This is a genomic window from Bradyrhizobium diazoefficiens USDA 110 (genome assembly GCF_000011365.1).
Lineage (GTDB): Bacteria > Pseudomonadota > Alphaproteobacteria > Rhizobiales > Xanthobacteraceae > Bradyrhizobium > Bradyrhizobium diazoefficiens.
Window position 1 is genome coordinate 2637990 of record NC_004463.1, and the last position, 23328, is coordinate 2661317.

Here is a 23328-nt window from a genome sequence, read left to right on the forward strand (position 1 = left end):
CCAGAACCTGCCCAGCCCCCTGGATTGCTTCGCTGCCTCGCGACGACGGGTTGAACTGAGTGGCTGTCTTTTTTGCAACTGGATCGTCTTTTCGGAGAGAGCGATGAAGCGCTTCAACCTTTCGGCCTGGGCCGTCAGCCATCCGACGCTGGTCCTGTTCCTGATGCTCGTGCTCGGTGTCGCCGGCTTCTTCTCCTATCAGAAGCTCGGCCGCGCCGAGGATCCGTTCTTCACGGTGAAGGTGGTCAACGTCTCCGTGATCTGGCCGGGCGCGACCGCGCAGGAGATGCAGACCCAGGTCGCCGATCCCATCGAGAAGAAGATCCAGGAGCTGCCCTATTTCGAGAAGGTGCAGACCTATTCCAAGCCGGCCTTCACCGCGCTCCAGGTCACCTTCCGCGACTCGACGCCGCCGAAGGACGTGCCGTACCTCTTCTATCTGCTGCGCAAGAAGCTTGTTGACGTGCAGGGCCAGCTGCCCGCCGGCATCCTCGGACCCGTCGTCAACGACGAGTTCTCCGACGTCGATTCGATCCTCTACATGATGACCGGCGACGGCGCCGACTATGCCCAGCTCAAGAAGGTGTCCGAAGGCTTCCGTCAGCGCCTCCTGAAGGTGCCGGGCGTGACCAAGGTCGACGTCTACGGCAATCAGGACGAGCGCATCTTCGTCGAGTTCAGCCACGCCAAGCTCGCCACCCTCGGCATCACGCCGCAGGCGCTGTTCGACTCGCTTGCCAAGCAGAACAACGTGACCCCGGCCGGCACGGTCGAGACCTCCTCGCAGCGCGTGCCGCTGCGCGTCACCGGCGCGCTCGACGGCGCCAAGGCCGTGGCCGAGACCCCGGTCGAGAGCAACGGTCGCGTCTTCCGCCTGGGGGATATCGCCACCGTCACGCACGGCTATGTCGATCCGCCGAGCTTCGTCGTGCGCCAGGAAGGCAAGGCCGCGATCGGCATCGGCGTCGTCACCGCCAAGGGCGCCAACATCCTCGATCTCGGCAAGGAGGTCGAGAAGGCCACGGCCGAGTTCATGAAGGCGGTGCCGCAGGGCATCGATGTCAAGCTCATCGCAGACCAGCCCAAGGTGGTCGAGCACGCCGTCGGCGAGTTCGTGCACTCCTTCATGGAGGCGCTCGTCATCGTGCTGTTCGTCTCGTTCCTGGCGCTCGGCTGGCGTACCGGCATCGTGGTCGCGCTCTCCGTGCCGCTGGTGCTCGGCATCGTCTTCATCGTCATGAACACGATGTCGCTCGACCTGCACCGCATCACGCTCGGCGCTCTGATCATCGCGCTCGGCCTGCTCGTCGACGACGCCATCATCGCGGTCGAGATGATGGTGGTGAAGATGGAGCAGGGCTGGGACCGTATGCGGGCGGCATCCTTTGCCTGGGAATCCACTGCGTTTCCGATGCTCACGGGAACGCTGGTCACGGCCGCTGGCTTCCTCCCCATCGGCTTTGCCAATTCCGCGGTCGGCGAATATGCCGGCAGCATCTTCTGGATCGTGGCGATCTCGCTGGTCGCCTCCTGGTTCGTGGCGGTGATCTTCACGCCCTATATCGGCGTCAAGCTGCTGCCCAACATCAAGGTGCACCACAACCACGATCCGCACGCGGTCTATGAGACCCGCATGTATCGCGGTCTGCGCGCCGTCGTGCAGTGGTGCGTCAATCACCGCATCACGGTGGTGGTCGCGACCGTCGGCGTCTTCGTCGCCTCGATCGTCGGCTTCGGTCATGTCCAGCAGCAGTTCTTCCCGCTGTCGGAGCGGCCCGAGCTGTTCCTCCAGCTGCGCCTGCCGGAAGGCACGGCCTTCAACGTCACCGAGAAGGCGGTGAAGAAGGCCGAGACGCTGCTCAAGGACGACCAGGACATCGAGACCTATACCGCCTATGTCGGCCAGGGCTCGCCCCGATTCTGGCTCGGCCTCAACCCGCAGCTGCCGAACGAGGCCTTCGCCGAGATCGTCATCGTCGCCAAGGGCGTCGAGGCGCGCGAGCGCATCAAGGCCAAGATCGAAAATGCGGCTGCCGAAGGTTTTCTGTCCGAGGCGCGCGTCCGCGTCGACCGCTTCAACTTCGGTCCGCCGGTCGGCTTCCCCGTGCAGTTCCGCGTGATCGGTCCCGATGCCAACAAGGTGCGCGAGATCGCCTACCAGGTCCGCGACGTCATGCGCGAGAACAAGAGCGTCAAGGATGTCCAGCTCGACTGGAACGAGCAGTCGCCCTACCTCAAGCTCGTCGTCGACCAGGACCGCGCCCGCGCCATGGGCCTGACCCCGCAGGACGTGTCGCAGGCGCTCGCAATGCTGATCTCGGGCTCGCAGGTCACGACCGTGCGCGACGGCATCGAGAAGGTCGGCGTGGTCGCCCGTGCGGTCCCGTCCGAGCGCCTCGACCTCGGCGGCGTCGGCGACCTCACCATCACCTCGCGCAATGGCGTTGCCGTGCCGCTGCAGCAGATTGCCAAGATCGAGTACTCCCACGAGGAGCCGATCATGTGGCGGCGCAACCGCGACATGGCGATCACCGTGCGCTCCGATGTCGTCGACGGCGTGCAGGCGCCCGACGTCACCAACCAGATCACGCCGAAGCTGAAGGCGATCAAGGATCATCTCGAGCCGGCCTACCGCATCGAGCCGGGCGGTGCGTTCGAGGAATCCGCCAAGGGCAACGCCTCGATCTTCATCCTCTTCCCGGTGATGGTCATGGTGATGCTGACGCTCTTGATGATCCAGCTTCAGAGCTTCTCGCGCCTGATCCTGGTGTTCCTGACCGCGCCGCTCGGCATCGTCGGCGCATCCCTCGGCCTCAACGTCGCCAACGCCCCGTTCGGCTTCGTGGCGCTGCTCGGCCTGATCGCGCTCGCCGGCATGATCATGCGCAACGCGGTCATCCTGGTCGACCAGATCGAGACCGACGTTTCTCATGGCTTGACGCGCCGGGAGGCGATCGTGGAGGCGACCGTCCGCCGGGCCCGTCCGGTGGTGCTGACGGCGCTGGCCGCCATCCTCGCCATGATCCCGCTGTCGCGCTCGGCGTTCTGGGGCCCGATGGCGATCACCATCATGGGTGGCCTGTTCGTGGCGACCTTCCTCACACTCCTGTACCTGCCGGGCCTCTATGCCCTGTGGTTCAGGAAGAGCCTGGACGAGGCCGGCACCCCCGAGCAGCCTGCCGCGCCGCAGCATGGGAGCGATGACCCGCACGCAATTCCGCTTGCTGAAGCGGCTGAATAAGTGAGAAGAAGTGCTGATTGACGAGTCCTGACAGATGACACTGATTGCGGAACATATCGAAGGCGACACCCGGGATCGTATCCTCGAGGTGGCCGAGCGGCTGTTCCGCCAGATCGGCTACCAGAAGACCACGGTCGGTGACATCGCCAAGGAGCTCAGGATGAGCCCCGCCAATGTCTATCGCTTCTTCGAATCGAAGAAGGCGATTCACCAGGCGGTGGCCCGTTCGCTGATGGGCGAGGTTGAGATCGAAGCGCAGCGGATCGTGGCGAGGCCCGGTCCGGTGCTCCCGCGCTTCCGCGAGCTGCTCACCACCATCCATCGCATGAACACCGAGCGCTATGTCGGCGACAACAAGCTGCATGAGATGGTCGAGATCGCGATGCAGGAGGACTGGGACGTCTGCGTCGCCCATATGGAGTGCATTGCCGGGGTGATCGGCCAGATGATCGCGCAAGGCGCGGCCTCCGGCGAGTTCGAGGCCCCGGACCTGCAATTGGCCGCGCTCTGCGCCTCCACGGCGATGATGCGCTTCTTCCACCCCCAGATGATCGCCCAGTGCGCCACCAAGCCGGGCCCGACCATCGACCAGATGATCGATTTCGTCATCGCGGGTCTGTCGCCGCGTTACTGATCAATGTTTTGAGTTGACCGTCATTCCGGGGCGATGCGAAGCATCGAACCCGGAATCTCGAGATTCCGGGCTCGGTCCTGCGGACCGCCCCGGAATGACGGAAAACGGAGAAGCAAGCGCGTGACCGACAAAGACCTCTACTTCTACGAACCCTCCAAGGGCCACGGCCTCAAGCACGATCCGTTCAACGCCATCATTGCGCCGCGGCCGATCGGCTGGATCTCCTCCCGCGACACCAGGGGCCACGTCAACCTCGCGCCCTACAGCTTCTTCAACGCGTTCGCTTACGTGCCGCCGATCATCGGCTTCTCCTCCACCAACTGGAAGGACACGGTCGAGAACATCAAGCAGACCGGCGAGTTCGTCTGGAATCTCGCCACCATGGATCTTGCCAGGCACATGAACGCGACTGCCGCGCATGTCGCCCCCGAGGTCGACGAGTTCGAGGTCGCCGGCCTCACCGCCGTGCCCGGCAAGCTCGTCAACGTGCCGCGCGTGGCTGAGAGCCCGGTCGCCTTCGAGTGCAAGGTGTCCGACATCGTCCGCCTCAAGGGCGCCGACGGCAGGGAGGCCGATGCCTGGCTGACGCTGGGCGAGGTCGTCGCGGTCCATATCGACAAGGCCATGATCAAGGACGGCGTCTACCAGACCGCCGCCGCCCGCCCAATCGTCCGCGCCGGCCGCCGGGGCGACTATTTCGAGATCAAGCCGGAAAACATGTTCGAGATGGTCCGGCCGGATTAGGTCCGGCCACCGCTCTCTCCACACGTCATTCCGGGGCGACGCGTAGCGTCGAGCCCGGAATCCATACTCCCGATCGTGGTTATGGATTCCGGGTTCACGCTACGCGTGCCCCGGAATGACGGTGGCAAAAGCGGCTCTCCATCCCTCCCGGAACTGCCCCCACGCCTGGCCGTTATGGCCCCTGGGGCGGCCGCCCGGCCGCGTCAATTTCGCAGGGGAAGTGTTCACCTCCGCCAGCCACTTTCCGCTAAAATGTCGGTCACCCGCGCTGATCCATGAGGTCCGCCATGAGCTTCCGCCGCGACACCATCACAAAACCGATCTTCTCCTGGGCGCGCGGCGTGCTGCCGGCGATGTCCGAAACCGAGCGCGAGGCGCTGGAGGCCGGCGACGTCTGGTGGGACGCCGATCTGTTCACCGGCAACCCCGATTGGGCGAAGCTGCTGAAGGTCCCGCAGGCGACCCTGACCGACGAGGAGCAGGCCTTCCTCAACGGCCCGGTCGATGAGCTCTGCGCCATGCTCGACGAGTGGAAGATCTTTTGGGAATGGCGCGATTTGCCGCCGGATGTCTGGCATTTCGTCAAGCGCGAAAAGTTCTTCGGCATGATCATTCCGAAGGAGTTCGGCGGCCTCGGCTTCTCGCCCTATGCCCATTCGGAAGTCGTGCGCAAGATCTCGACCCGCTCGATCGCTGCCGCCGTCACGGTGATGGTGCCGAACTCGCTCGGCCCCGGCGAGCTCCTGATGCGCTTCGGCACCAAGGAGCAGCAGGCGCGCTGGCTGCCGCGGCTGGCCAACGGCCGCGACATTCCCTGCTTCGGCCTCACCAGCCCGGAAGCCGGCTCCGACGCCGCCTCGATGGTGGACAGCGGCGTCATCTGCAAGGGCACCTTCGAAGGCCGCGAGGTCGTGGGCCTCAGGCTCAACTGGCACAAGCGCTACATCACGCTCGGCCCCGTCGCGACGCTGCTCGGACTCGCCTTCAAGGCCTATGACCCCGACCACCTCGTGGGCCAGCAGGAAGAGCTCGGCATTACCGTGGCGCTGATCCCGAGCAATCTGCCCGGCGTCGAGATCGGCCACCGCCACCTGCCGTCGATGCAGGTCTTCCAGAACGGCCCGAACCGGGGCCGCGACGTCTTCATTCCGCTCGATTACGTCATCGGCGGCAAGGAGCGCCTCGGGCAGGGCTGGAAGATGCTGATGACGGCGCTTGCCGCCGGCCGCGGCATCTCGCTGCCGTCGCTGTCGGCCGCGGGCGCTGCGTATGCCGCGCGCACCACCGGCGCCTACGCCCGCATCCGCGAGCAGTTCGGCATCTCCATCTCCAAGTTCGAAGGTGTCGAGGAGCCGCTCGCGCGTATCGTCGCCACCGCCTATCAGCTCGACGCGGCACGGCGGCTGACCTGCGCGGCGCTCAATGCCGGCGTCCATCCCGCCGTCATCTCCGGCATCATGAAGCTGCACGCGACCGAGCGGATGCGTACCGCCGTCGACGACGCCATGGATATCCACGGCGGCAAGGCCGTGATCGAAGGTCCGCAAAACTATCTCGGCAATCTCCACCGCGCCGTTCCGGTCGGCATCACGGTCGAGGGCGCCAATATCCTCACCCGCAATCTCATCGTGTTCGGGCAGGGCGCGATCCGCGCCCATCCCTATCTGCTCGACGAGATGAACGCGCTCGCCGACACCGACCGAGAACGCGGTTTGACGGCATTCGACACCGCGTTCTGGAAGCATGTCGGCCACAGCTTTCAGACACTCTTTCGTGCCTTCGGCCGGAGCTGGACCTTCGGCGCGTTCGCGTCGGCGCCGGATGCGGGCGACGCCACGCCATTCTATCGCCAGCTCTCGCGCTATTCGGCGGCGTTTGCGCTCTGTGCCGACATGGCGCTGCTCACGCTCGGCGGCGCGCTCAAGCGCAAGGAGATGCTGTCGGCGCGCTTCGGCGACATTCTGTCCGAGCTGTATCTGCTCTCGGCCGCGCTGAAACGCTGGCAGGACGAGGGCCGGCAGACGGAGGACTTTGCCGCGCTGGAATGGTGCATGGCGACCGGCTTCAAGACCATTGAAAATCGGCTCGCCGAAATCCTCGCCAATCTGCCGAACCGCTTCGTCGCGGGATTCCTCAAGCTCGTGGTTCAGCCTTTTGGCGCCCGTGTGCTCGGCCCGTCCGACCGGGTCGTGCATCAATGCGCGAGCCTCGTGCTGGAGCCGTCGGCGGTACGTGACCGCCTGACGGCCGACCTCGCTTATGTCGACGATGACGGCGGCTTTGCCCGGCTGGAGCGCGCCTTCAAGCTGGTCGCGGGCACCGATGCGATCGCCAAGCGCATGCGCGCCGCGCACATCAGCGACTGGAAGGAGGCGGTCGCCAAGGGTGTGATCACGCAGGCCGAGGGCGAGCAGCTCGCCGCAACCCGCGAAGCCGTCGCGAAGGTGATCGAGGTCGACGATTTTGCGCCGGAGGCGCTGTCGCCGATTTACAAGAAAACCGGAGATGTGCATCAGTTCTTCCAGGAACTCGGTGAACAGAGGGCGGCGAGCTGATGGCACGACCGGTATTCATCGTCGACGGCAGCCGGACGCCGTTCCTGAAGGCGCGCTCGGGGCCGGGGCCGTTCACGCCGGTCGATCTCGCCGTGCAATGCGGCCGGCCGCTCCTGGCGCGCCAGCCGTTTTCGCCCACAAGCTTCGACCAGGTCATCCTCGGCTGCGTCAACGTGATCGCGGACGAGATGAACCCGGCTCGCGTCGCGGCGCTTCGGCTCGGCATGGGCGAGGACATGGTCGCCTTCACGGTGCAGATCAATTGCGGCTCCGGCATGCAGTCGATCGACACCGCCTACCGCTACATCCGCGAGGGCCACGCCGACATGATCCTGGCCGGCGGCACCGAGGCGCTGAGCCACGCGCCGCTGGTGTGGCCGAATTCCGGCGTGCGCTGGTTTGCCGGTCTTGCCACGGCGAAGGGCGTAGCCGCGAAGCTGGCCGCCGCCTTCAAATTGCGGCCGCGCTATCTCAAGCCGATCATCGGCCTCGAGCGCGGCCTGACCGACCCCATCACAGACTTGAACATGGGCCAGACCGCCGAGGTCGTCGGCCATCTCTTCGGCATTACGCGCGCACAGTCCGACGCCTACGCAGCCGAGAGCCATCGCCGGCTCGCACATGCGCAGGGCGCGGGTTTTCTGAAGGGCGAGGTCGAGACCGCCTTTTCCCGCGACGGCAAGTTCTTCGACCATGACGACGGCGTGCGGCCGGACTCCACGGCCGAGACGCTCGCAAAGCTGAGGCCGGTGTTCGAGCGCCCCTGGGGCCAGGTCACCGCCGGCAATTCCTCGCAAATCACCGATGGCGCCTCCTGGGTGATCCTCGCATCCGACGCGGCAGTCGCAAAGCACAAGCTGACGCCGAAGGCCGTCATCGTCGACAGCAACTGGGCCGCGCTCGATCCCAGCATCATGGGGCTTGGTCCCGTGATGTCGGCGACGCCGCTGCTTGCGCGCAACAACCTCACCATCAAGGACGTCGAGACCTGGGAGCTGAACGAAGCTTTCGCAACTCAGGTGCTCGGCTGCCTCGCCGCCTGGAACGACGACAAGTTCTGCCGCGAGATTTTGGGGCTCGACGGCGCGGCCGGTGAGATCGACCGTGACAAGCTCAATGTCGACGGCGGCGCGATCTCACTCGGCCATCCCGTCGGCACCTCCGGCAACCGCATCGTGCTGCATCTGGTCAACGCGATGAAGCGGCTCGGCACCCGGCGCGGCGTTGCCACCGAATGCATCGGCGGCGGGCTCGGCGGCGCCATGCTGATCGAGGCGGTGTGACCATGGATTCCAGGATCATGACCGCGCTCGGCGACCGCGTGCTGACGCTCGGGCCTCAGCCCGCGGCAGACAGTCCATACAAGCACTTCAAGCTCACACGCGATGCCGACGGTGTCGCCTGGCTGCTGTTCGATCGCGCCGATGCGAGCGCCAATACGCTCTCCTCCGACGTGATGGAAGAGTTCGACGCGGTGCTCGCCGCGATCGAGACCGAACGCCCCGCAGGTCTCGTGATCCGCTCGGCCAAACCGTCCGGCTTCATCGCCGGCGCCGACGTCAACGAATTCCGCGGTGCCAGCGATCCCGAGATGGTGGAGACGCGCATCCGCGCCGCGCATGCCGTCGTCGACCATCTGGAGGCCTTGAGGCTGCCGACGGTCGCGGTCATCCACGGCTTCTGCCTCGGCGGCGGGCTCGAGATCGCGCTCGCCTGCCAGTCGCGCATCGCCATCGAGGGTGCGCGCTTCGGCTTCCCGGAGGTGATGCTCGGCCTGCATCCCGGTCTCGGCGGCACTGCCCGTTTCACGGCGCTGGTCAATCCGACCCAGTCGATGGCCTTGATGCTGACCGGCCGTACCATCGATGCGCGCCGCGCCAAATCGCTAGGCCTCGTCGACACCGTGACGCAGGAACGCCACGTCCGTGGCGCCGTGAAAGACGTGCTGTTCGGCCGGCTGAAGCGGGCCAAGCCTGGCCTGCTGACGCGGGCGGCCAATCTCGGGCCGGTGCGTGGACTGCTGGCCAAGCGCATGCGCTCGGAGGCGGCGAAGGCCGCACCGCGCGAGCACTATCCGGCGCCTTACGCGCTGATCGATCTCTGGGAAACGCATGGCGACAGCAAAGCCGCGATGCTGGCGGCCGAGCAGGCCTCGTTCGCCAAGCTGATGGTGACGCCCACCGCGCAGAATCTGATCCGCGTCTTCTTCCTGCGCGAGCAGATGAAGAAGGCGGCAGGCGCCGGCAACGCGGTGAAGCATGTCCATGTCATCGGCGCCGGCGCCATGGGCGGCGACATCGCAGCATGGTGTGCGGGGCAGGGGCTGCGGGTCTCGCTCGCCGACATGAAGGCGGAGCCGATCGCAGGGGCGGTGAAGCGTGCGGCCGAGCTTTACGGCAAGATCATCCGAAAACCCACCGAGGTGCGCGACGCGCTCGATCGCCTGATTCCGGACATGGACGGCGAGGGCGTCCGCAACGCCGATCTCGTCATCGAGGCGGTGCCGGAAAAGCTGGAGCTCAAGCAGAAAGTCTATGCCGGTCTCGAGCCGAAGATGAAGCCGGGTGCGATTCTTGCGACCAACACCTCGAGCATTCCGCTTCAGGACCTGCGCACCACGCTGGCGCGGCCCGATCGGCTGGTCGGGCTGCACTTTTTCAATCCGGTGTCGCGGCTGCAATTGGTCGAGGTCGTCAGCCATGACGGCAACGATGCACAGGTCTTGAGGGAGGCACTCGCCTTTGTCGGTGCGATCGACCGCCTGCCGCTCGCCGTGAAGAGCTCGCCCGGCTTCCTCGTCAACCGCGCGCTGACGCTCTACATGCTGGAGGCAATGGTGATGCTGGACGAGAAGATCGACCAGCGCCTGATCGACGCCGCGGCCGAGCAGTTCGGCATGCCGATGGGGCCGATCGAGCTTGCCGACCAGGTCGGGCTCGACATCTGCCTCGATGTCGGCGACATGCTGCGCACCAAGTTCGGCGATCTGCTGCCGCCGACGCCGGCATGGCTGCGCGAGAAGGTCGCCAAAGGCGAGCTCGGCCGCAAGACCGGCAGGGGCTTCTACACCTGGAAGGACGGCAAGGCCGAGAAGGTGCCGCTTCCCGAGACCGGCCCGCGCGTGACCGACCAGATGATCGACCGCCTGGTGCTGCCGATGTCCAACGTCTGCGTCGCGGCGCTGCGCGAGGGCATTGTCGAGGATCCCGATGCGGTCGACGGCGCCATGATCTTCGGCACAGGGTATGCGCCGTTCCGCGGCGGCCCGCTGAACTATGCGCGCACGCGCGGCGTGGATAATGTCGTGTCCACCTTGCGCGAGCTCGCCGATCGGTTCGGCGGTCGTTTCGCGCCCGATCCGGGCTGGGACAATTTGAAATAGGGATGATGTCGGCAAAAGATGCTATTATGGGTAGTGGAGCCCGTGGAGGAGCATCGCCGATGCCGACGATCCCGTTCTTCAAGCATGCGACCTTGCGCGAGATCATCATCACGCGGCTGTGTTGTGCGGCTGATGCCGTCGTGGTCCTGTGCTGCGCAATTTATCTCGTCGGATGTTACCACGCGGCAGGATTGCGCTGGCCGTGGCTGATCGTGGCACTCCTGATCGGTTATTTCCTCGCTGATTTTTTTTCGGGGCTGGTGCATTGGGCGGTCGACACGTGGCTCGACGAGGGGGGGCTCGGCCGCGGCATCGCGATGACGCGAGAGCATCACACCCATCCGAGCCACGTCCTGCTCTACGAATTCCTCGACCAGGCTTCCCTCGGTGCGGCACCGAGCGCCGTGGTGGTCGGCATTTCGGCCGCGATCACGGCGTTGTTCCCGGTTTCCGCACTCACTTACGCGCTGATGATCGTCTGGTTCGTGATCGCGACTTGCATGCTGTTTGGCATGAGCTTTCATAATCTTGCGCATTGGCGGGTCCGCCCGCCGCTCCTGCGCATGGCGCAAAGGCTGCATCTGGTCTGCTCACCCGAGCATCATTTGCGTCACCACCGCGACCACACTGTCCGCTATTGTGTCATCAATGGATGGGCCAACTATCCGTGCGACAGTCTCCGGCTTTGGAGCAGGCTGGAACGGCTCGTGACGGCAACGACAGGGCGCACGCCGCGGGCCGACGATGCGGAGTGGCAACGCAAGCTCAACGATACCGGAATCTTCGTCGAGACGCCGCGGCCGGCTGGATAGCGCAAGCTTGTCGCGTGCCGATGTTGCGCAAGGCGCCGCGGCTTTGTATCCAGAGCCGAGAGCCGCGGAGATCAACCATATGACCGACACGCACGTCAAAACCCCTTTCAGCTCCGATACCGAGCCGAGCGGCGATCTCTGCATTCGCACGCTGGCGATGCCCGCCGACACCAACGCCAATGGCGACATTTTCGGCGGCTGGCTGCTCAGCCAGATGGACGTCGGCGGCGGCGTGTTCGCCTCGAAGGTCGCGAAGTCGCGCACCGTAACCGTTGCGATCGAGGCGATGAATTTTCGCAAAGCGGTGTATGTCGGCGATCTCGTCTCGGTCTACGCCAATCTCGTGCGGGTCGGACGCACCTCGCTCACCGTGCATCTCGAAGCCTGGGCGCTTCGCCGCAGGGAGGCGGACCCGTTCCTCGTCACCGACGGCAACTTCACCTATGTCTCGATCGACGATCACGGCCGTCCGCAGTCGATAACCCCCACCGATACGCCGATCGCGACGTAGCCGTACGCGGCGCATCACCGCGCGACGTTGCGTCCGCGGTCGTCGCGTCTTCGCCAAGAACAAGTCATAAAACGGATGAGGTCCCGGCGTACTCAATTGAGTGTCGATTCGGGGTGGAAACGGCCTCAAATGCCCAGGAACCTTTGGGCAGAAGTGTCGTTATTTGCCCGCACTTGAGGAATCCACGGGCCATGCCGGACAGCTACATCATCGAAGTTAATTCACAGACCGCAGGTATCGTCGTTCGCTCTCAAGGAGGCTATTGCTTCTTCGCCTCATCCGACCGCTTCTACCGCCTCGAAGGCCAGCTCTTCCGCAACGCCCGCGAAGCCGAGCGCGCTGCGCGCAAGCTGGTTAACGGCGATGTGAAGGAAGCGGCGTAGTCTCTGTCATTCCGGGGCGCGCGTAGCGCGAACCCAGAATATTTTGCCGCGCACTTCGTCTTGCCCTCTCCCGCAAGAAGGGGAGAGGGTAAGAAGCGCCATCACAATTTCGTCGCCGCGCGTGACAGCAGCTTCCAGTCGTCGCCCTGCTTCTGCCAGTTCATCAGGATGTGAAGGTTGGTCGGCACTTTTTTCCCATCGGCCGCCATCTCCTGTTCCGCGACCCAGTGGAAGCGCACGATCGCGGCCGGGCCGACGACCTTGATGGTCGGGTCCTTGTATTCGATCGACAGGAATTTCGATTTGCCGTCGGTGGCGTTGGTGATGAAGGTCGCCTTGTCCTCCACCTTGCCGCTGGAATGGCTGTAGCTCAGATCGTCCCAGCACAGCGCGCCGAGCGCCTTCGGATCGGCCGCGATCTGGGCGAGGCGGAAGGCCTCGACCTTCTTCGCCACGGCTTCTTCGTCCGCCGCCGCGGCCAGCGCCGGTGTCGTAAGGGCGAGCGCAGAGATGGCAAGAGCTGGAACGGCAAGGGTCGAGAGAGCCAGATCGCGTCGGTTGATCGTCATCGTTTCCTCCTTTTTGCTCTTGATGAGAGTGTTACAGCCGCGCGCGGCTTTGTCGAGTGGTCACGTCGTCGTCATGCGCATGCGTCATTGCGTGATCGCAGCCATATTGATACGTGTCGCGCATCGATGCGTCGTGCATTTGGGAAAGTACGGAAATGATCGAGGCCAAGGACAATGCGACGGGCAGGGCATTGCTGTTCGACATCGACGGTACGCTTGCCAATACCGACCCGCTGCACTTGAAGGCTTTCAACGAGGTGCTCGGCCCTCGCGGCCATGTCTTCGATCACGCGCGGTTCTCGAGGGAGCTGCAAGGGTTCGCCAATGTATCGATCGGTGAGCGCTTTCTGCCCGACGAGGCGCCGGAACGGCGCGCCTCGATCCTCGATGAAAAGGAGGAAGTCTTCCGCGCGCTCGTCGCCGGGCAGATCGAGCCGCTGCCGGGTCTGATGGCGCTGCTCGACCGGGCGGACGCGGCCGGCGTTCCCATGGTTGCCGTGACCAACGCGCCGCGTCTCAACGCCGAACTGCTGCTCTCCGGCCTCGGCATCACGGACCGTTTCAAGGCGCTCGTGATCGGCGACGAGCTGCCGCACGGCAAGCCGCATCCGCTGCCCTATCAGGAAGGCTTGCGCTTCGTCGGCGCGAGGCCGGAAACCTCGGTCGCATTCGAGGACTCCCGCACCGGCGTGCAATCGGCCACCGCGGCCGGCATTCCGACCATCGGCATCCGGACCAGCCTCAGCCATGCCGACCTGGTTGCCGCCGGCGCGGTCGCCTCCGCCGGCGCCTTCGACGATCCGGCCCTGCTCGCGCCTCTGGCTGCCGCGATGGCGTGGTGAGAGGCCTCATCCGTTAACCGTGATCGGCGGGCGCATTGACCGATGGCGCGAACCGCCGCACCATGCACCTTCCTGATTTGAGGGCATTGCCGTGACCGGATTGACCCATCGCCAAGCCGAAATCCTCAACATCGCGCGCGCCTCCGGCCGCGTCATGGTCGAGGAGCTCGCGCGCCGGTTCGAGGTCTCGGCGCAGACCATCCGCAAGGATCTCAACGACCTCTGCGAACGGCGTTCGCTGACCCGCATCCATGGCGGCGCCATCATCGCCTCGGGCGTGGAAAACCTCGCCTATGAGGCGCGCCGCTTCGTTGCCGCCGAGGAGAAGAAGGCGATCGGGGCTGCGGCCGCATCGCTCATCCCGAACGGATGCTCGCTCTTCATCAACATCGGCACCACGACGGAGGAGGTCGCGAGCGCGCTGACCTCGCATGAGGATCTCCTCGTCATCACCAACAACCTCAACGTCGCGATGCTGCTCTACCGCCATCCCCGCATCGAGGTGGTGGTCGCCGGCGGCACGGTGCGGCGCGCCGACGGCGCGGTGGTCGGCTCGACCGCGACGCAGCTGATCGGCCAGTTCAAGGTCGACTACGCCATCATCGGCGCATCCGCGATCGACGAGGAGGGCGCGCTGCTGGACTTCGACTATCGCGAGGTGCAGGTCGCGCAGGCCATCATCGCCAATGCCCGCAGTGTCATGCTGGTCGCCGATTCCACAAAACTCCGCCGCAGCGCGCCGGTGCGCATCGCCCACATGACCCAGATCCAGACCTTCGTCACCGACCAGGAGCTTCCCGAACGCCTCGCCACCATCTGCCACAGCAAGGGCATCGAAGTGGTGGAGGCGATGCCGAAGGGGGCGGACATCGATGATGTGCAGGCCGATGCTCAGGAAGCTGCACCCGAAGTGGCGCCGGTGGTGCGGTTGAGATAGGGCTATGGGTCGTCCCACGGATTGAGCAGGGGGACGCCGAATGCAGCGAAATCCTTCACGTTGCGCGTGACGAGCGAGAGGCTGTGCGCGAGCGCGGTTGCGGCAAAGAAGCCGTCCATGACAGACAATGTGACGCCGCTCCTGCGGCTCTGAGCCATCAGGTCGCCCCAGTGCTCGGCCACCGCGTGGTCGATCGGCAGGACGCGGTCGGCAAACCGCGCCGGTAGATCGTGGGCGAGCCAGGCGGCCAGTGCCGAGCGCCGGCGGCCGTCCTCCAGCAATGCGATGCCGCGGCGAAGCTCGGCGATCGATGCGACGCTGATGAACGCACGATCTTCATCGATCGTGTCAAGCCAAGCCAAGACTTTCGGCGAGGGGGCTGGCCGCTGAACTTCCGACAGTACGTTGGTGTCGAGCAGCAGGTTCACGGCATCTCGTCGCGCGGCGCATCGTGCATGCGTTCAAGTGCGAGGTCGGCGCCGCGCAGCGGCGAGGCCAGTAGGAATTCGGCCAACGTGCCTTTGCGTGCGGTCTTGCGGGCCCATTCCTCTGCGGAAACGATCACGGCGTTCGGCTTGCCGTGACGGGTGATGATCTGCGGGCCGGTTTGGGCGCGGTCGATCACCTGGGACAGTCGTGCCTTGGCGTTGGCAAGCGTCCACGTGTCATCAGCCGGAAGCGTGTCGGGTGCAGTGTTGTGATCGGCCATGCCAGCAAGAACCAATATGACTATTATGACTATAATCTATCGTGGCTGACCATTCAAGCGCGCTATTGCTTCTCGAATTGCCGTCTAAGCTGCTCATTTCCTCGTCCGATTGCCCACTAAAAAGTTCCGCTTTCACTTCCCTTCGCCTCTCTTTCATCTTGCTTTCGCTTTTCGGTGTGATCTAATCAAAAACGAAAGTAGTCGCTCGAAGGAACGAGCGAGTCGCCGGGGGATGCGTCTGTTGGAGCGTATTTTCGACCTCGCCATTATCGGAGGCGGTGTTAACGGCTGTGGCATCGCGCGCGACGCGGTGGGCCGCGGCAACACGGTTTTCCTGTGCGAAATGAACGATCTGGCGAGCGGGACGTCGTCCTGGTCGACCAAGCTGGTGCATGGCGGCCTGCGCTATCTCGAATATTACGAGTTTCGCCTGGTCCGCGAGGCGTTGATCGAACGCGAGATCCTCTGGGGCATCGCGCCCCACATCATCCGCCCCTTGCGTTTCGTTTTGCCGCATCACGCAGGGCTGCGCCCGGCCTGGCTGCTGCGCCTCGGCCTGTTCCTCTATGACCACATCGGCGGCCGCCATCTGCTGCCGGCGACCCGTTCGGTCGATCTTGGGCGTGACGAGGTCGGCCGCCCGCTGATCCCGAATCGCTACAGCCGCGCCTTCGAATATTCCGACTGCTTCGTCGACGACGCCCGCCTCGTCGTGCTCAACGCGCGCGATGCCGCCGACAAGGGCGCCGAGATCCGCACTCGCACCCGTGCCACCGAGATCCGCCAGGCCGACGGCGTATGGACGGTCAGCATGGTCAACACGCTGACCGGTGCGCGCTCGCAGGTCCAGGCCCGCGCGCTGGTCAATGCCGGCGGCCCCTGGGTCGAGGACGTGCTCGGCCGCGGAGCCGGCGTCAACGCAAAAGCCAAGGTGCGCCTGGTGCAGGGCTCGCATATCGTGGTCAAGAAGCTCTACGACCACGACCGTGCCTACATGTTCCAGAATGCGGACGGCCGCATCATCTTCGTGATCCCGTACCAGGACGATTTCACGCTGATCGGCACCACCGACCGCGACTATGACGGCGATCCCGCCAAGGTGAAGGCGACGCCGGAGGAGATCCAGTATCTCTGCGCCGCCGCGAGCGAATATCTGGCGAAGCCGGTGACTTCAGAGGACGTGGTCTGGACCTATTCCGGCGTGCGGCCGCTCTATGACGATGGCGCCAGCGAAGCCAAGGCCGCAACGCGCGACTACGTGTTCGAGCTCGACACGCCCGGCGGCTCGCCGCTGCTCTCGATCTATGGCGGCAAGATCACGACCTACCGCCGCCTCGCCGAGGAGGCGCTGGAGCGGCTTTCGCCCTATCTTCGCAGCGCGAAAGCGCGCGAGGGCTGGACCGGGAAATGGCCGCTTCCCGGTGGCGACATGGATGTGTCCGACATCGACGGGCTGATCGCCGAGCTCCAGCGCGGCTATCCCTTCCTCGGCCATGCGCATGCGCGCCGCCTCGCGCGCGCCTATGGCACCCGTGCGATCAAGCTGCTTGGCGATGCGAAATCGGCCGCCGACCTCGGCCAGGCCTTCGGCGCGACGCTCACCGAGCGCGAGGTCCGCTATCTCATGGCCAACGAATGGGCGGTTACCGCCGAGGATATCGTCTGGCGCCGTTCCAAGCTCGGCCTGCGACTATCTGCCGACGAGGTCGCTGCGCTTGACGACTGGATCAGGACCAACGCCGTGCTGCAAAGTCCCCTGCTGGAAGCGGGAGGACGCTCATGACCGTCACGCTCGATCACGTGACCCGGACCGTCGATGGTGTCGCGCACATCCGCGACGTCTCGCTGACGCTCGAGAGCGGCACGCTCAACGTGCTGCTCGGGCCGACGCTGTCGGGCAAGACCTCGATCATGCGGTTGCTCGCCGGCCTCGACAAGCCGACCACGGGCAAGGTGCTGGTCAACGGCAAGGACGTCACCGGCGTCGATGTGCGCCAGCGATCGGTTGCCATGGTCTATCAGCAATTCATCAATTACCCCTCGTTCACGGTCTATGAGAACATCGCTTCGCCCTTGCGCGTGCAGGGCAAGCCGCGCGAGGAGATCGAGGCGCGCGTGGCGGAAGCCGCAAAGCTGCTCAGGCTCGAGCCGTTCCTGAAGCGCACGCCGCTCCAGCTCTCCGGCGGCCAGCAGCAGCGCACTGCGATGGCGCGTGCGCTGGTCAAGGGCGCCGATCTCGTGCTGCTCGACGAGCCGCTCGCCAATCTCGATTACAAGCTGCGCGAGGAACTGCGCGCCGAGCTGCCGCGCATCTTCGAGGCCTCGGGCGCGATCTTCGTCTATGCCACCACCGAGCCGACCGAGGCGCTGCTGCTCGGCGGCAATACGGTGTGCATGTGGGAGGGCCAGGCGCTTCAGATCGGCGAGACGCCCAGCGTCTATCGCCGTCCGCAGACGCTGCGGGTTGCCCAGGTATTCTCCGACCCGCCGCTCAACCTCGTCGGCATCGAGAAGAAGAACGGTTCGGTGCAATATGCGGGAGGTATCGCCGCGCCGGCGTCCGGCCTCTATTCCGCTCTCGCCGACGGCGCCTATCGCGTCGGTTTTCGCGCGCATCAGCTTGCGCTCGCCAATGGTGAGACCGACCGCCATGCCTTCCATGCCACTGTCACGGTGACCGAGATCACCGGTTCGGAGAGTTTCGTGCATCTGACCCGCGACGGATCGAACTGGGTGGCGGTGCTGCACGGCGTGCACGAGTTCGAGCCCGGCCAGACCATCGATGCCGTGCTCGATCCCAATGATGTCTTCGTATTCGACGCGGCTGATCGCCTCGTCGCAGCTCCAAACTCGTGAGGGGGATGCGCCATGGCCCGCATTGACCTCGTCGATCTCGCCCACTCCTACGGCGGCAACGCTGCGCCGCAGGAAAGCTTTGCGCTGAAGCCGGTGACCATGACCTGGCGGCAGGGCGGCGCCTATGCGCTGCTTGGGCCGTCCGGCTGCGGCAAGACCACGCTGCTCAACGTCATCTCCGGCATCATCACGCCGTCGCGGGGGAAAATCCTGTTCGACGGGGTGGACATCACACCGCTGTCAACCCAGAAGCGCAACATCGCCCAGGTGTTCCAGTTTCCGGTGATCTACGACACCATGACGGTGGGGGAGAACCTGGCGTTTCCGCTGAAGAACCGCGGCGTGCCGAAAGCCGAGATCGACAGGCGCGTCGCCGAGATCGGCCGTCTGCTCGACCTCGATCCCTATTTGAACCGCAAGGCGACGCGGCTCACGGCGGACGCCAAGCAGAAGATCTCGCTCGGCCGCGGCCTCGTGCGCAACGACGTCGCCGCGGTGCTGTTCGACGAGCCGCTGACCGTGATCGATCCCGAGTTGAAATGGCAGCTGCGCTCGAAATTGAAGGCGCTGCATCGCGAGCTCGACCTGACGATGATCTACGTCACCCACGACCAGACCGAGGCGCTGACCTTCGCCGACACCGTCGTCGTCATGCATGACGGCCGCGTGGTGCAGAGCGGCACGCCCGCCGAGCTGTTCGACAAGCCAGCGCACACCTTCGTCGGCTATTTCATCGGTTCGCCCGGCATGAACATCCTGCCGGCCGAGGTGAGGGGCCGCGAGGCGCGCATCGGCGGGAATGTCATCGCGCTGGGCCGCAGCTACGACAATCTGCCCGCGGGCGCGAAGATCGAGATCGGCGTGCGTCCGGAGTTCGTCGACGCCGTCGCGCCGGCACCTGGCCTGCTCACCGCAAAGGTCGAACGCATCGACGACCTCGGCCGCATCCGCTTCGCGCGCGTCCGCATCGGCGAGGCCAAGATCGCGGCGCGCGCGCCGGCGGGCTTCACCAGCGCGGACGGCACCGCCGGGCTGAAGTTCGATCCGTCGCACGTCCACGTCTATGCCGACAGCCTTCTGGTGGAGGGAGCCGCCTGATGGACAAGACCATCAACCAAAAAGCCTGGTTCCTGGTGCTGCCGGTGTTCCTGGTCGTCGCCTTCTCGGCGGTGCTGCCGCTGATGACGGTGGTGAACTATTCGATGCAGGACACGTTCGGCAACAACCAGTTCTTCTGGAACGGCGTCGGCTGGTTCAAGGAGCTGCTCGATCCCTCGACCGATCTCGGCGGCCGCTTCCTCGCGTCGCTCGGCCGCAATCTGTTCTTCTCGCTGGTGATCCTCGCCATCGAGGTGCCGCTCGGCATCGTCGTTGCGCTGTCGATGCCGCGCGACGGCTGGACCGTCGCGGCCTGCCTCGTCATCCTCGCGCTGCCGCTGCTGATTCCGTGGAACGTCGTCGGCACCATCTGGCAGATCTTCGGTCGACCCGACATCGGCCTGCTCGGCTATACGCTCAATGCGATGGGCCTCGACTACAACTACGTGTCCAACGCAGTCGACGCCTGGGTCACGGTCATCGTGATGGACGTCTGGCACTGGACCAGCCTGGTCGCGCTGCTCTGCTACGCCGGCCTGAAGTCGATCCCGGACGCCTATTACCAGGCGGCGCAAATCGACGGCGCCTCGCGCTGGGCCGTGTTCAAGGCGATCCAGCTGCCGAAGATGAACCGCGTGCTCTTGATCGCGGTGCTGCTGCGCTTCATGGACAGCTTCATGATCTACACCGAGCCGTTCGTCGTCACCGGCGGCGGACCCGGCAACTCGACCACCTTCGTCTCGATCGAGCTTGTCAAGATCGCGCTCGGCCAGTTCGACCTCGGCAAGGCCGCCGCGCTGTCGCTGGTCTACAATCTGATCATCCTGATCGTCTGCTGGATCTTCTACACCGTCATGACCAATGCAGGCGTCGAGCGTAAGGCACAGGCGGAGAAGGAGCCGGCGGCGGAGCCGAAACCCGCAGGTGTGCTCCAGCCTGCGCCCGCGCTCAAGCCGAAGGAAGGAGTGGCCTGATGCATTCGATTCCCGGCCGCCGCCTCATCATGGGGCTGTTCCTGGTCTTCCTGCTGCTGCCGATCTACTGGCTCGTCAACATGAGCTTCAAGACCAACAGCGAGATCGTCTCGACGATGACGCTGTGGCCGCACGCCCCGACGCTCCAGCACTACAGGCGCATCTTCACCGACGAGAGCTGGTACTCCGGCTACATCAATTCGCTGGAATACGTCGTCCTCAACACCATCATCTCGATCTCGGTGGCGCTGCCGGCGGCCTACGCCTTCTCGCGCTACCGTTTCCTCGGCGACAAGCACCTGTTCTTCTGGCTGCTGTCGAACCGCATGGCGCCGGCGGCGGTCTATGCGCTGCCGTTCTTCAACCTCTATTCGGCGATCGGGCTGTTCGATACGCCCTGGGCCGTTGCGCTGGCGCACTGCATCTTCAACGTTCCGCTGGCGGTCTGGATCCTCGAAGGTTTCGTCTCCGGCGTGCCGCGCGAGATCGACGAGACCGCGTTCCTCGACGGCTATTCCTTCCCGCGCTTCTTCATCAAGATCCTGGTGCCGCTGATCGCCAGCGGCATCGGTGTCGCGGCCTTCTTCTGCTTCATGTTCTCCTGGGTCGAGCTCTTGCTCGCGCGCACGCTGACCTCGGTGCAGACCAAGCCGATCGCGGCGATCATGACGCGCACGGTGTCGGCCGCGGGCATGGACTGGGGCCTGCTGGCCGCGGCCGGTGTGCTCACCATCATTCCGGGCGCGCTGGTGATCTGGTTCGTCCGCAATTACATCGCGCGCGGCTTCGCGCTCGGCCGGGTGTAGGGAGGCATCGATGGAATCTATTGCATGGATGGCCTGGACGCTGCCGACCGCGATCTTCTTCGTCGCGCTCGCCTGCACGCTGGCCGTGATGACCTGGCTCGCCGCGGTCTATCCCGAGGCCGAGCGCGTCGGCGTGCTCAGTATTCCGACCACGCGCGGCGACCGCCTGTTCATCTCGCTGATTGCGGCCGCCGTCATCCATCTCGTGTGGATCGGCCTCGTCGGCACCGACGCGCTCGCGACGCTGCCGATCGGCGAGGATGGTTTTGAGATTTCGAGCCTGTGGCTCGCAAGTGGAATTTCGCTGGCCACGGCCGTGCTCATTTTCCGCACGGTCTGAAGCTTGCGAAGGGACGGCCAGATCCGGGGGCAACCCGGGCCTGTATAAAATGTTGTCGCTGCAACGGAGGAACAACATGCGACAGTTTAGGAGAAGGAAAGGTCCATTGACCAAGAGCAGTTTTCTGACCATGTCCAGCACTGCCGCGCTTCTGGCGGTGTCGTTCACCGTCTCGACGCCGGTTCGTGCTGCCGACGACGCCGCGATCCAGAAGTGGATTGCGGAATTCCAGCCCTCGACGCTGTCGAAGGACGACCAGAAGAAGGAGCTGGAGTGGTTCGCCAAGGCCGCCGAGCCCTTCAAGGGCATGGAGATCAACGTCGTCTCGGAAACCATCGCGACTCATGAATACGAGTCGCAGACGCTCGCCAAGGCGTTCTCCGAGCTGACCGGTATCAAGCTCAAGCACGACATCATCCAGGAAGGTGACGTCGTCGAGAAGCTGCAGACCCAGATGCAGTCCGGCAAGAACGTCTATGACGGCTGGATCAACGATTCCGACCTGATCGGCACGCACTTCCGCTACGGCCAGACCATCGCGCTGTCGGACTACATGACCGGTGAGGGCAAGGACGTCACCGACCCCATGCTCGACGTCAACGACTTCATCGGCAAGTCGTTCGGCACGGCGCCGGACGGCAAGCTCTACCAGCTGCCCGACCAGCAGTTCGCCAACCTCTACTGGTTCCGCTACGACTGGTTCACCAACCCCGACTACAAGGCCAAGTTCAAGGCCAAGTACGGCTACGAGCTCGGCGTGCCCGTGAACTGGTCGGCCTATGAGGACATCGCCGAGTTCTTCACCAACGACATCAAGGAGATCAACGGCGTCAAGGTCTACGGCCATATGGACTATGGCAAGAAGGACCCGTCGCTCGGCTGGCGTTTCACCGACGCCTGGCTGTCGATGGCCGGTAACGGCGACAAGGGCATTCCGAACGGTCTGCCGGTGGACGAGTGGGGCATCCGCATGGAAGGTTGCCGTCCGGTCGGCTCCTCGGTCGAGCGTGGTGGCGACACCAACGGTCCGGCCGCGGTCTACTCGATCACGAAGTACCTCGAGTGGATGAAGAAGTACGCGCCGCCGCAGGCCCAGGGCATGACCTTCTCCGAGTCGGGTCCGGTGCCGGCGCAGGGCAACATCGCCCAGCAGATGTTCTGGTACACCGCCTTCACCGCCGACATGGTGAAGCCGGGCATCGCCGTGATGAACGCGGACGGTACGCCGAAGTGGCGTATGGCTCCGTCGCCGCACGGTTCGTACTGGAAGGAAGGCATGAAGCTCGGCTATCAGGACGCGGGCTCGCTCACGCTTCTGAAGTCGACCCCGGCGGATCGCCGCAAGGCGGCCTGGCTGTATCTCCAGTTCATCGTCTCCAAGACGGTGTCGCTGAAGAAGAGCCATGTCGGTCTCACCTTCATCCGTGAATCCGACATCTGGGACAAGTCGTTCACCGAGCGTGCGCCGAAGCTCGGCGGCCTGATCGAGTTCTACCGCTCGCCGGCGCGCGTGCAGTGGACCCCGACCGGCAACAACGTGCCCGACTATCCGAAGCTGGCGCAGCTGTGGTGGCAGAACATCGGCGATGCGTCGTCCGGTGCGAAGACGCCGCAAGCCGCAATGGACGCGCTGGCCGCTGCCCAGGACTCCGTCATGGAGCGCCTGGAGAAGTCCGGCGTGCAGGGCGCCTGCGGTCCGAAGCTGCACAAGAAGGAGTCGGCCGAATACTGGTTCGCCAAGGCCCAGAAGGACGGCACCATCGCTCCGCAGCGCAAGCTCGCCAACGAGAAGCCGAAGGGCGAGACGGTCGACTACGACACGCTGATCAAGTCGTGGCCGGCCACCCCGCCCAAGCGCGCCTCGCTGCAGTAAGGTACGCCTCATCACGACGAGCAAAGGCCGGGAGCAATCCCGGCCTTTTTTCTTTGCGCGCG

21 protein-coding genes are annotated in these 23328 nt (G+C 64.8%); 18 read left to right on the top strand and 3 right to left on the bottom strand.

Annotated features, from left to right (window positions below):
- Positions 1-103: 103 nt before the first annotated feature.
- The 9 genes from BJA_RS11870 (at position 104) to BJA_RS11910 (ending at position 12262) form a co-directional block, all read left to right on the top strand.
- On the top strand, positions 104-3241 hold the full coding sequence (locus BJA_RS11870; protein WP_011085210.1) for an efflux RND transporter permease subunit: 3138 nt from the start codon (positions 104-106) through the stop codon (positions 3239-3241).
- A 34-nt stretch (positions 3242-3275) separates the two neighbouring features.
- Positions 3276-3875 carry a TetR/AcrR family transcriptional regulator gene (locus tag BJA_RS11875; RefSeq protein ID WP_011085211.1) on the top strand — a complete coding sequence of 200 codons (600 nt, stop codon included), beginning with the start codon at positions 3276-3278 and terminating at the stop codon, positions 3873-3875.
- A 120-nt stretch (positions 3876-3995) separates the two neighbouring features.
- The gene (locus BJA_RS11880) at positions 3996-4619 is read left to right on the top strand and encodes a flavin reductase family protein (protein ID WP_028175067.1); all 624 of its coding nucleotides are present in this window, start codon (positions 3996-3998) and stop codon (positions 4617-4619) included.
- A gap of 287 nt (positions 4620-4906) precedes the next feature.
- Entirely contained in the window at positions 4907-7174 is a 2268-nt protein-coding gene (locus BJA_RS11885) for an acyl-CoA dehydrogenase (protein WP_038967383.1), read from the top strand.
- Positions 7174-8457 carry an acetyl-CoA C-acetyltransferase gene (locus tag BJA_RS11890; protein ID WP_011085214.1) on the top strand — a complete coding sequence of 428 codons (1284 nt, stop codon included), beginning with the start codon at positions 7174-7176 and terminating at the stop codon, positions 8455-8457. The genes BJA_RS11885 and BJA_RS11890 overlap by 1 nt, the downstream gene beginning before the upstream one ends.
- Positions 8458-8459: 2 nt before the next feature.
- The gene (locus tag BJA_RS11895) at positions 8460-10556 is read left to right on the top strand and encodes a 3-hydroxyacyl-CoA dehydrogenase NAD-binding domain-containing protein (RefSeq protein WP_038967384.1); all 2097 of its coding nucleotides are present in this window, start codon (positions 8460-8462) and stop codon (positions 10554-10556) included.
- A gap of 59 nt (positions 10557-10615) precedes the next feature.
- Complete coding sequence (locus tag BJA_RS11900) at positions 10616-11368, top strand: fatty acid desaturase CarF family protein (protein ID WP_162494065.1); 753 nt, start codon at positions 10616-10618, stop codon at positions 11366-11368.
- 79 nt (positions 11369-11447) lie between these two features.
- A complete protein-coding gene (locus tag BJA_RS11905; protein ID WP_011085217.1) occupies positions 11448-11879 on the top strand; it encodes an acyl-CoA thioesterase in 432 nt (143 codons plus the stop codon).
- A gap of 191 nt (positions 11880-12070) precedes the next feature.
- Positions 12071-12262 carry a hypothetical protein gene (locus BJA_RS11910; protein WP_028175062.1) on the top strand — a complete coding sequence of 64 codons (192 nt, stop codon included), beginning with the start codon at positions 12071-12073 and terminating at the stop codon, positions 12260-12262.
- Between the two features lie 101 nt (positions 12263-12363).
- Here BJA_RS11910 and BJA_RS11915 read toward each other — a convergent pair whose 3' ends face one another.
- Positions 12364-12831 carry a nuclear transport factor 2 family protein gene (locus BJA_RS11915; protein ID WP_011085218.1) on the bottom strand — a complete coding sequence of 156 codons (468 nt, stop codon included), beginning with the start codon at positions 12829-12831 and terminating at the stop codon, positions 12364-12366.
- Between the two features lie 155 nt (positions 12832-12986).
- Between BJA_RS11915 and BJA_RS11920 the strand changes: the two genes are divergently transcribed.
- Both BJA_RS11920 and BJA_RS11925 read left to right on the top strand, forming a co-directional pair.
- Positions 12987-13673, top strand: coding sequence for an HAD family hydrolase (locus BJA_RS11920; RefSeq protein WP_038967389.1), 687 nt, complete (start codon positions 12987-12989; stop codon positions 13671-13673).
- Positions 13674-13764: 91 nt separating this feature from the next.
- Entirely contained in the window at positions 13765-14610 is an 846-nt protein-coding gene (locus tag BJA_RS11925; protein ID WP_011085220.1) for a DeoR/GlpR family DNA-binding transcription regulator, read from the top strand.
- Positions 14611-14612: 2 nt separating this feature from the next.
- On the opposite strand, the gene BJA_RS11930 is transcribed toward BJA_RS11925, so the two are convergent.
- Positions 14613-15038 carry a type II toxin-antitoxin system VapC family toxin gene (locus BJA_RS11930; RefSeq protein WP_011085221.1) on the bottom strand — a complete coding sequence of 142 codons (426 nt, stop codon included), beginning with the start codon at positions 15036-15038 and terminating at the stop codon, positions 14613-14615.
- A complete protein-coding gene (locus BJA_RS11935) occupies positions 15035-15319 on the bottom strand; it encodes a type II toxin-antitoxin system Phd/YefM family antitoxin (RefSeq protein ID WP_011085222.1) in 285 nt (94 codons plus the stop codon). The genes BJA_RS11930 and BJA_RS11935 overlap by 4 nt, the downstream gene beginning before the upstream one ends.
- Positions 15320-15551: 232 nt before the next feature.
- Here BJA_RS11935 and glpD point away from each other — a divergent pair, with 232 nt between their 5' ends.
- The 7 genes from glpD to BJA_RS11970 all read left to right on the top strand — a co-directional run bounded on the left by glpD (position 15552) and on the right by BJA_RS11970 (position 23266).
- The gene (gene glpD / locus BJA_RS11940) at positions 15552-17102 is read left to right on the top strand and encodes a glycerol-3-phosphate dehydrogenase (protein WP_011085223.1); all 1551 of its coding nucleotides are present in this window, start codon (positions 15552-15554) and stop codon (positions 17100-17102) included.
- Positions 17099-18175 carry an ABC transporter ATP-binding protein gene (locus BJA_RS11945; RefSeq protein ID WP_011085224.1) on the top strand — a complete coding sequence of 359 codons (1077 nt, stop codon included), beginning with the start codon at positions 17099-17101 and terminating at the stop codon, positions 18173-18175. The genes glpD and BJA_RS11945 overlap by 4 nt, the downstream gene beginning before the upstream one ends.
- Positions 18176-18187: 12 nt before the next feature.
- The gene (locus BJA_RS11950) at positions 18188-19273 is read left to right on the top strand and encodes an ABC transporter ATP-binding protein (protein ID WP_011085225.1); all 1086 of its coding nucleotides are present in this window, start codon (positions 18188-18190) and stop codon (positions 19271-19273) included.
- Positions 19273-20247: a carbohydrate ABC transporter permease gene (locus BJA_RS11955; RefSeq protein ID WP_011085226.1), complete on the top strand. Its 975-nt coding sequence runs from the start codon at positions 19273-19275 to the stop codon at positions 20245-20247. The genes BJA_RS11950 and BJA_RS11955 overlap by 1 nt, the downstream gene beginning before the upstream one ends.
- Positions 20247-21053 carry a carbohydrate ABC transporter permease gene (locus tag BJA_RS11960; RefSeq protein ID WP_011085227.1) on the top strand — a complete coding sequence of 269 codons (807 nt, stop codon included), beginning with the start codon at positions 20247-20249 and terminating at the stop codon, positions 21051-21053. The genes BJA_RS11955 and BJA_RS11960 overlap by 1 nt, the downstream gene beginning before the upstream one ends.
- A gap of 10 nt (positions 21054-21063) precedes the next feature.
- Positions 21064-21393, top strand: a complete 330-nt coding sequence (locus BJA_RS11965) for a DUF2160 domain-containing protein (RefSeq protein ID WP_011085228.1) — start codon at positions 21064-21066, stop codon at positions 21391-21393.
- 130 nt (positions 21394-21523) lie between these two features.
- The gene (locus tag BJA_RS11970; RefSeq protein WP_038967390.1) at positions 21524-23266 is read left to right on the top strand and encodes an ABC transporter substrate-binding protein; all 1743 of its coding nucleotides are present in this window, start codon (positions 21524-21526) and stop codon (positions 23264-23266) included.
- Positions 23267-23328 lie beyond the last annotated feature (62 nt).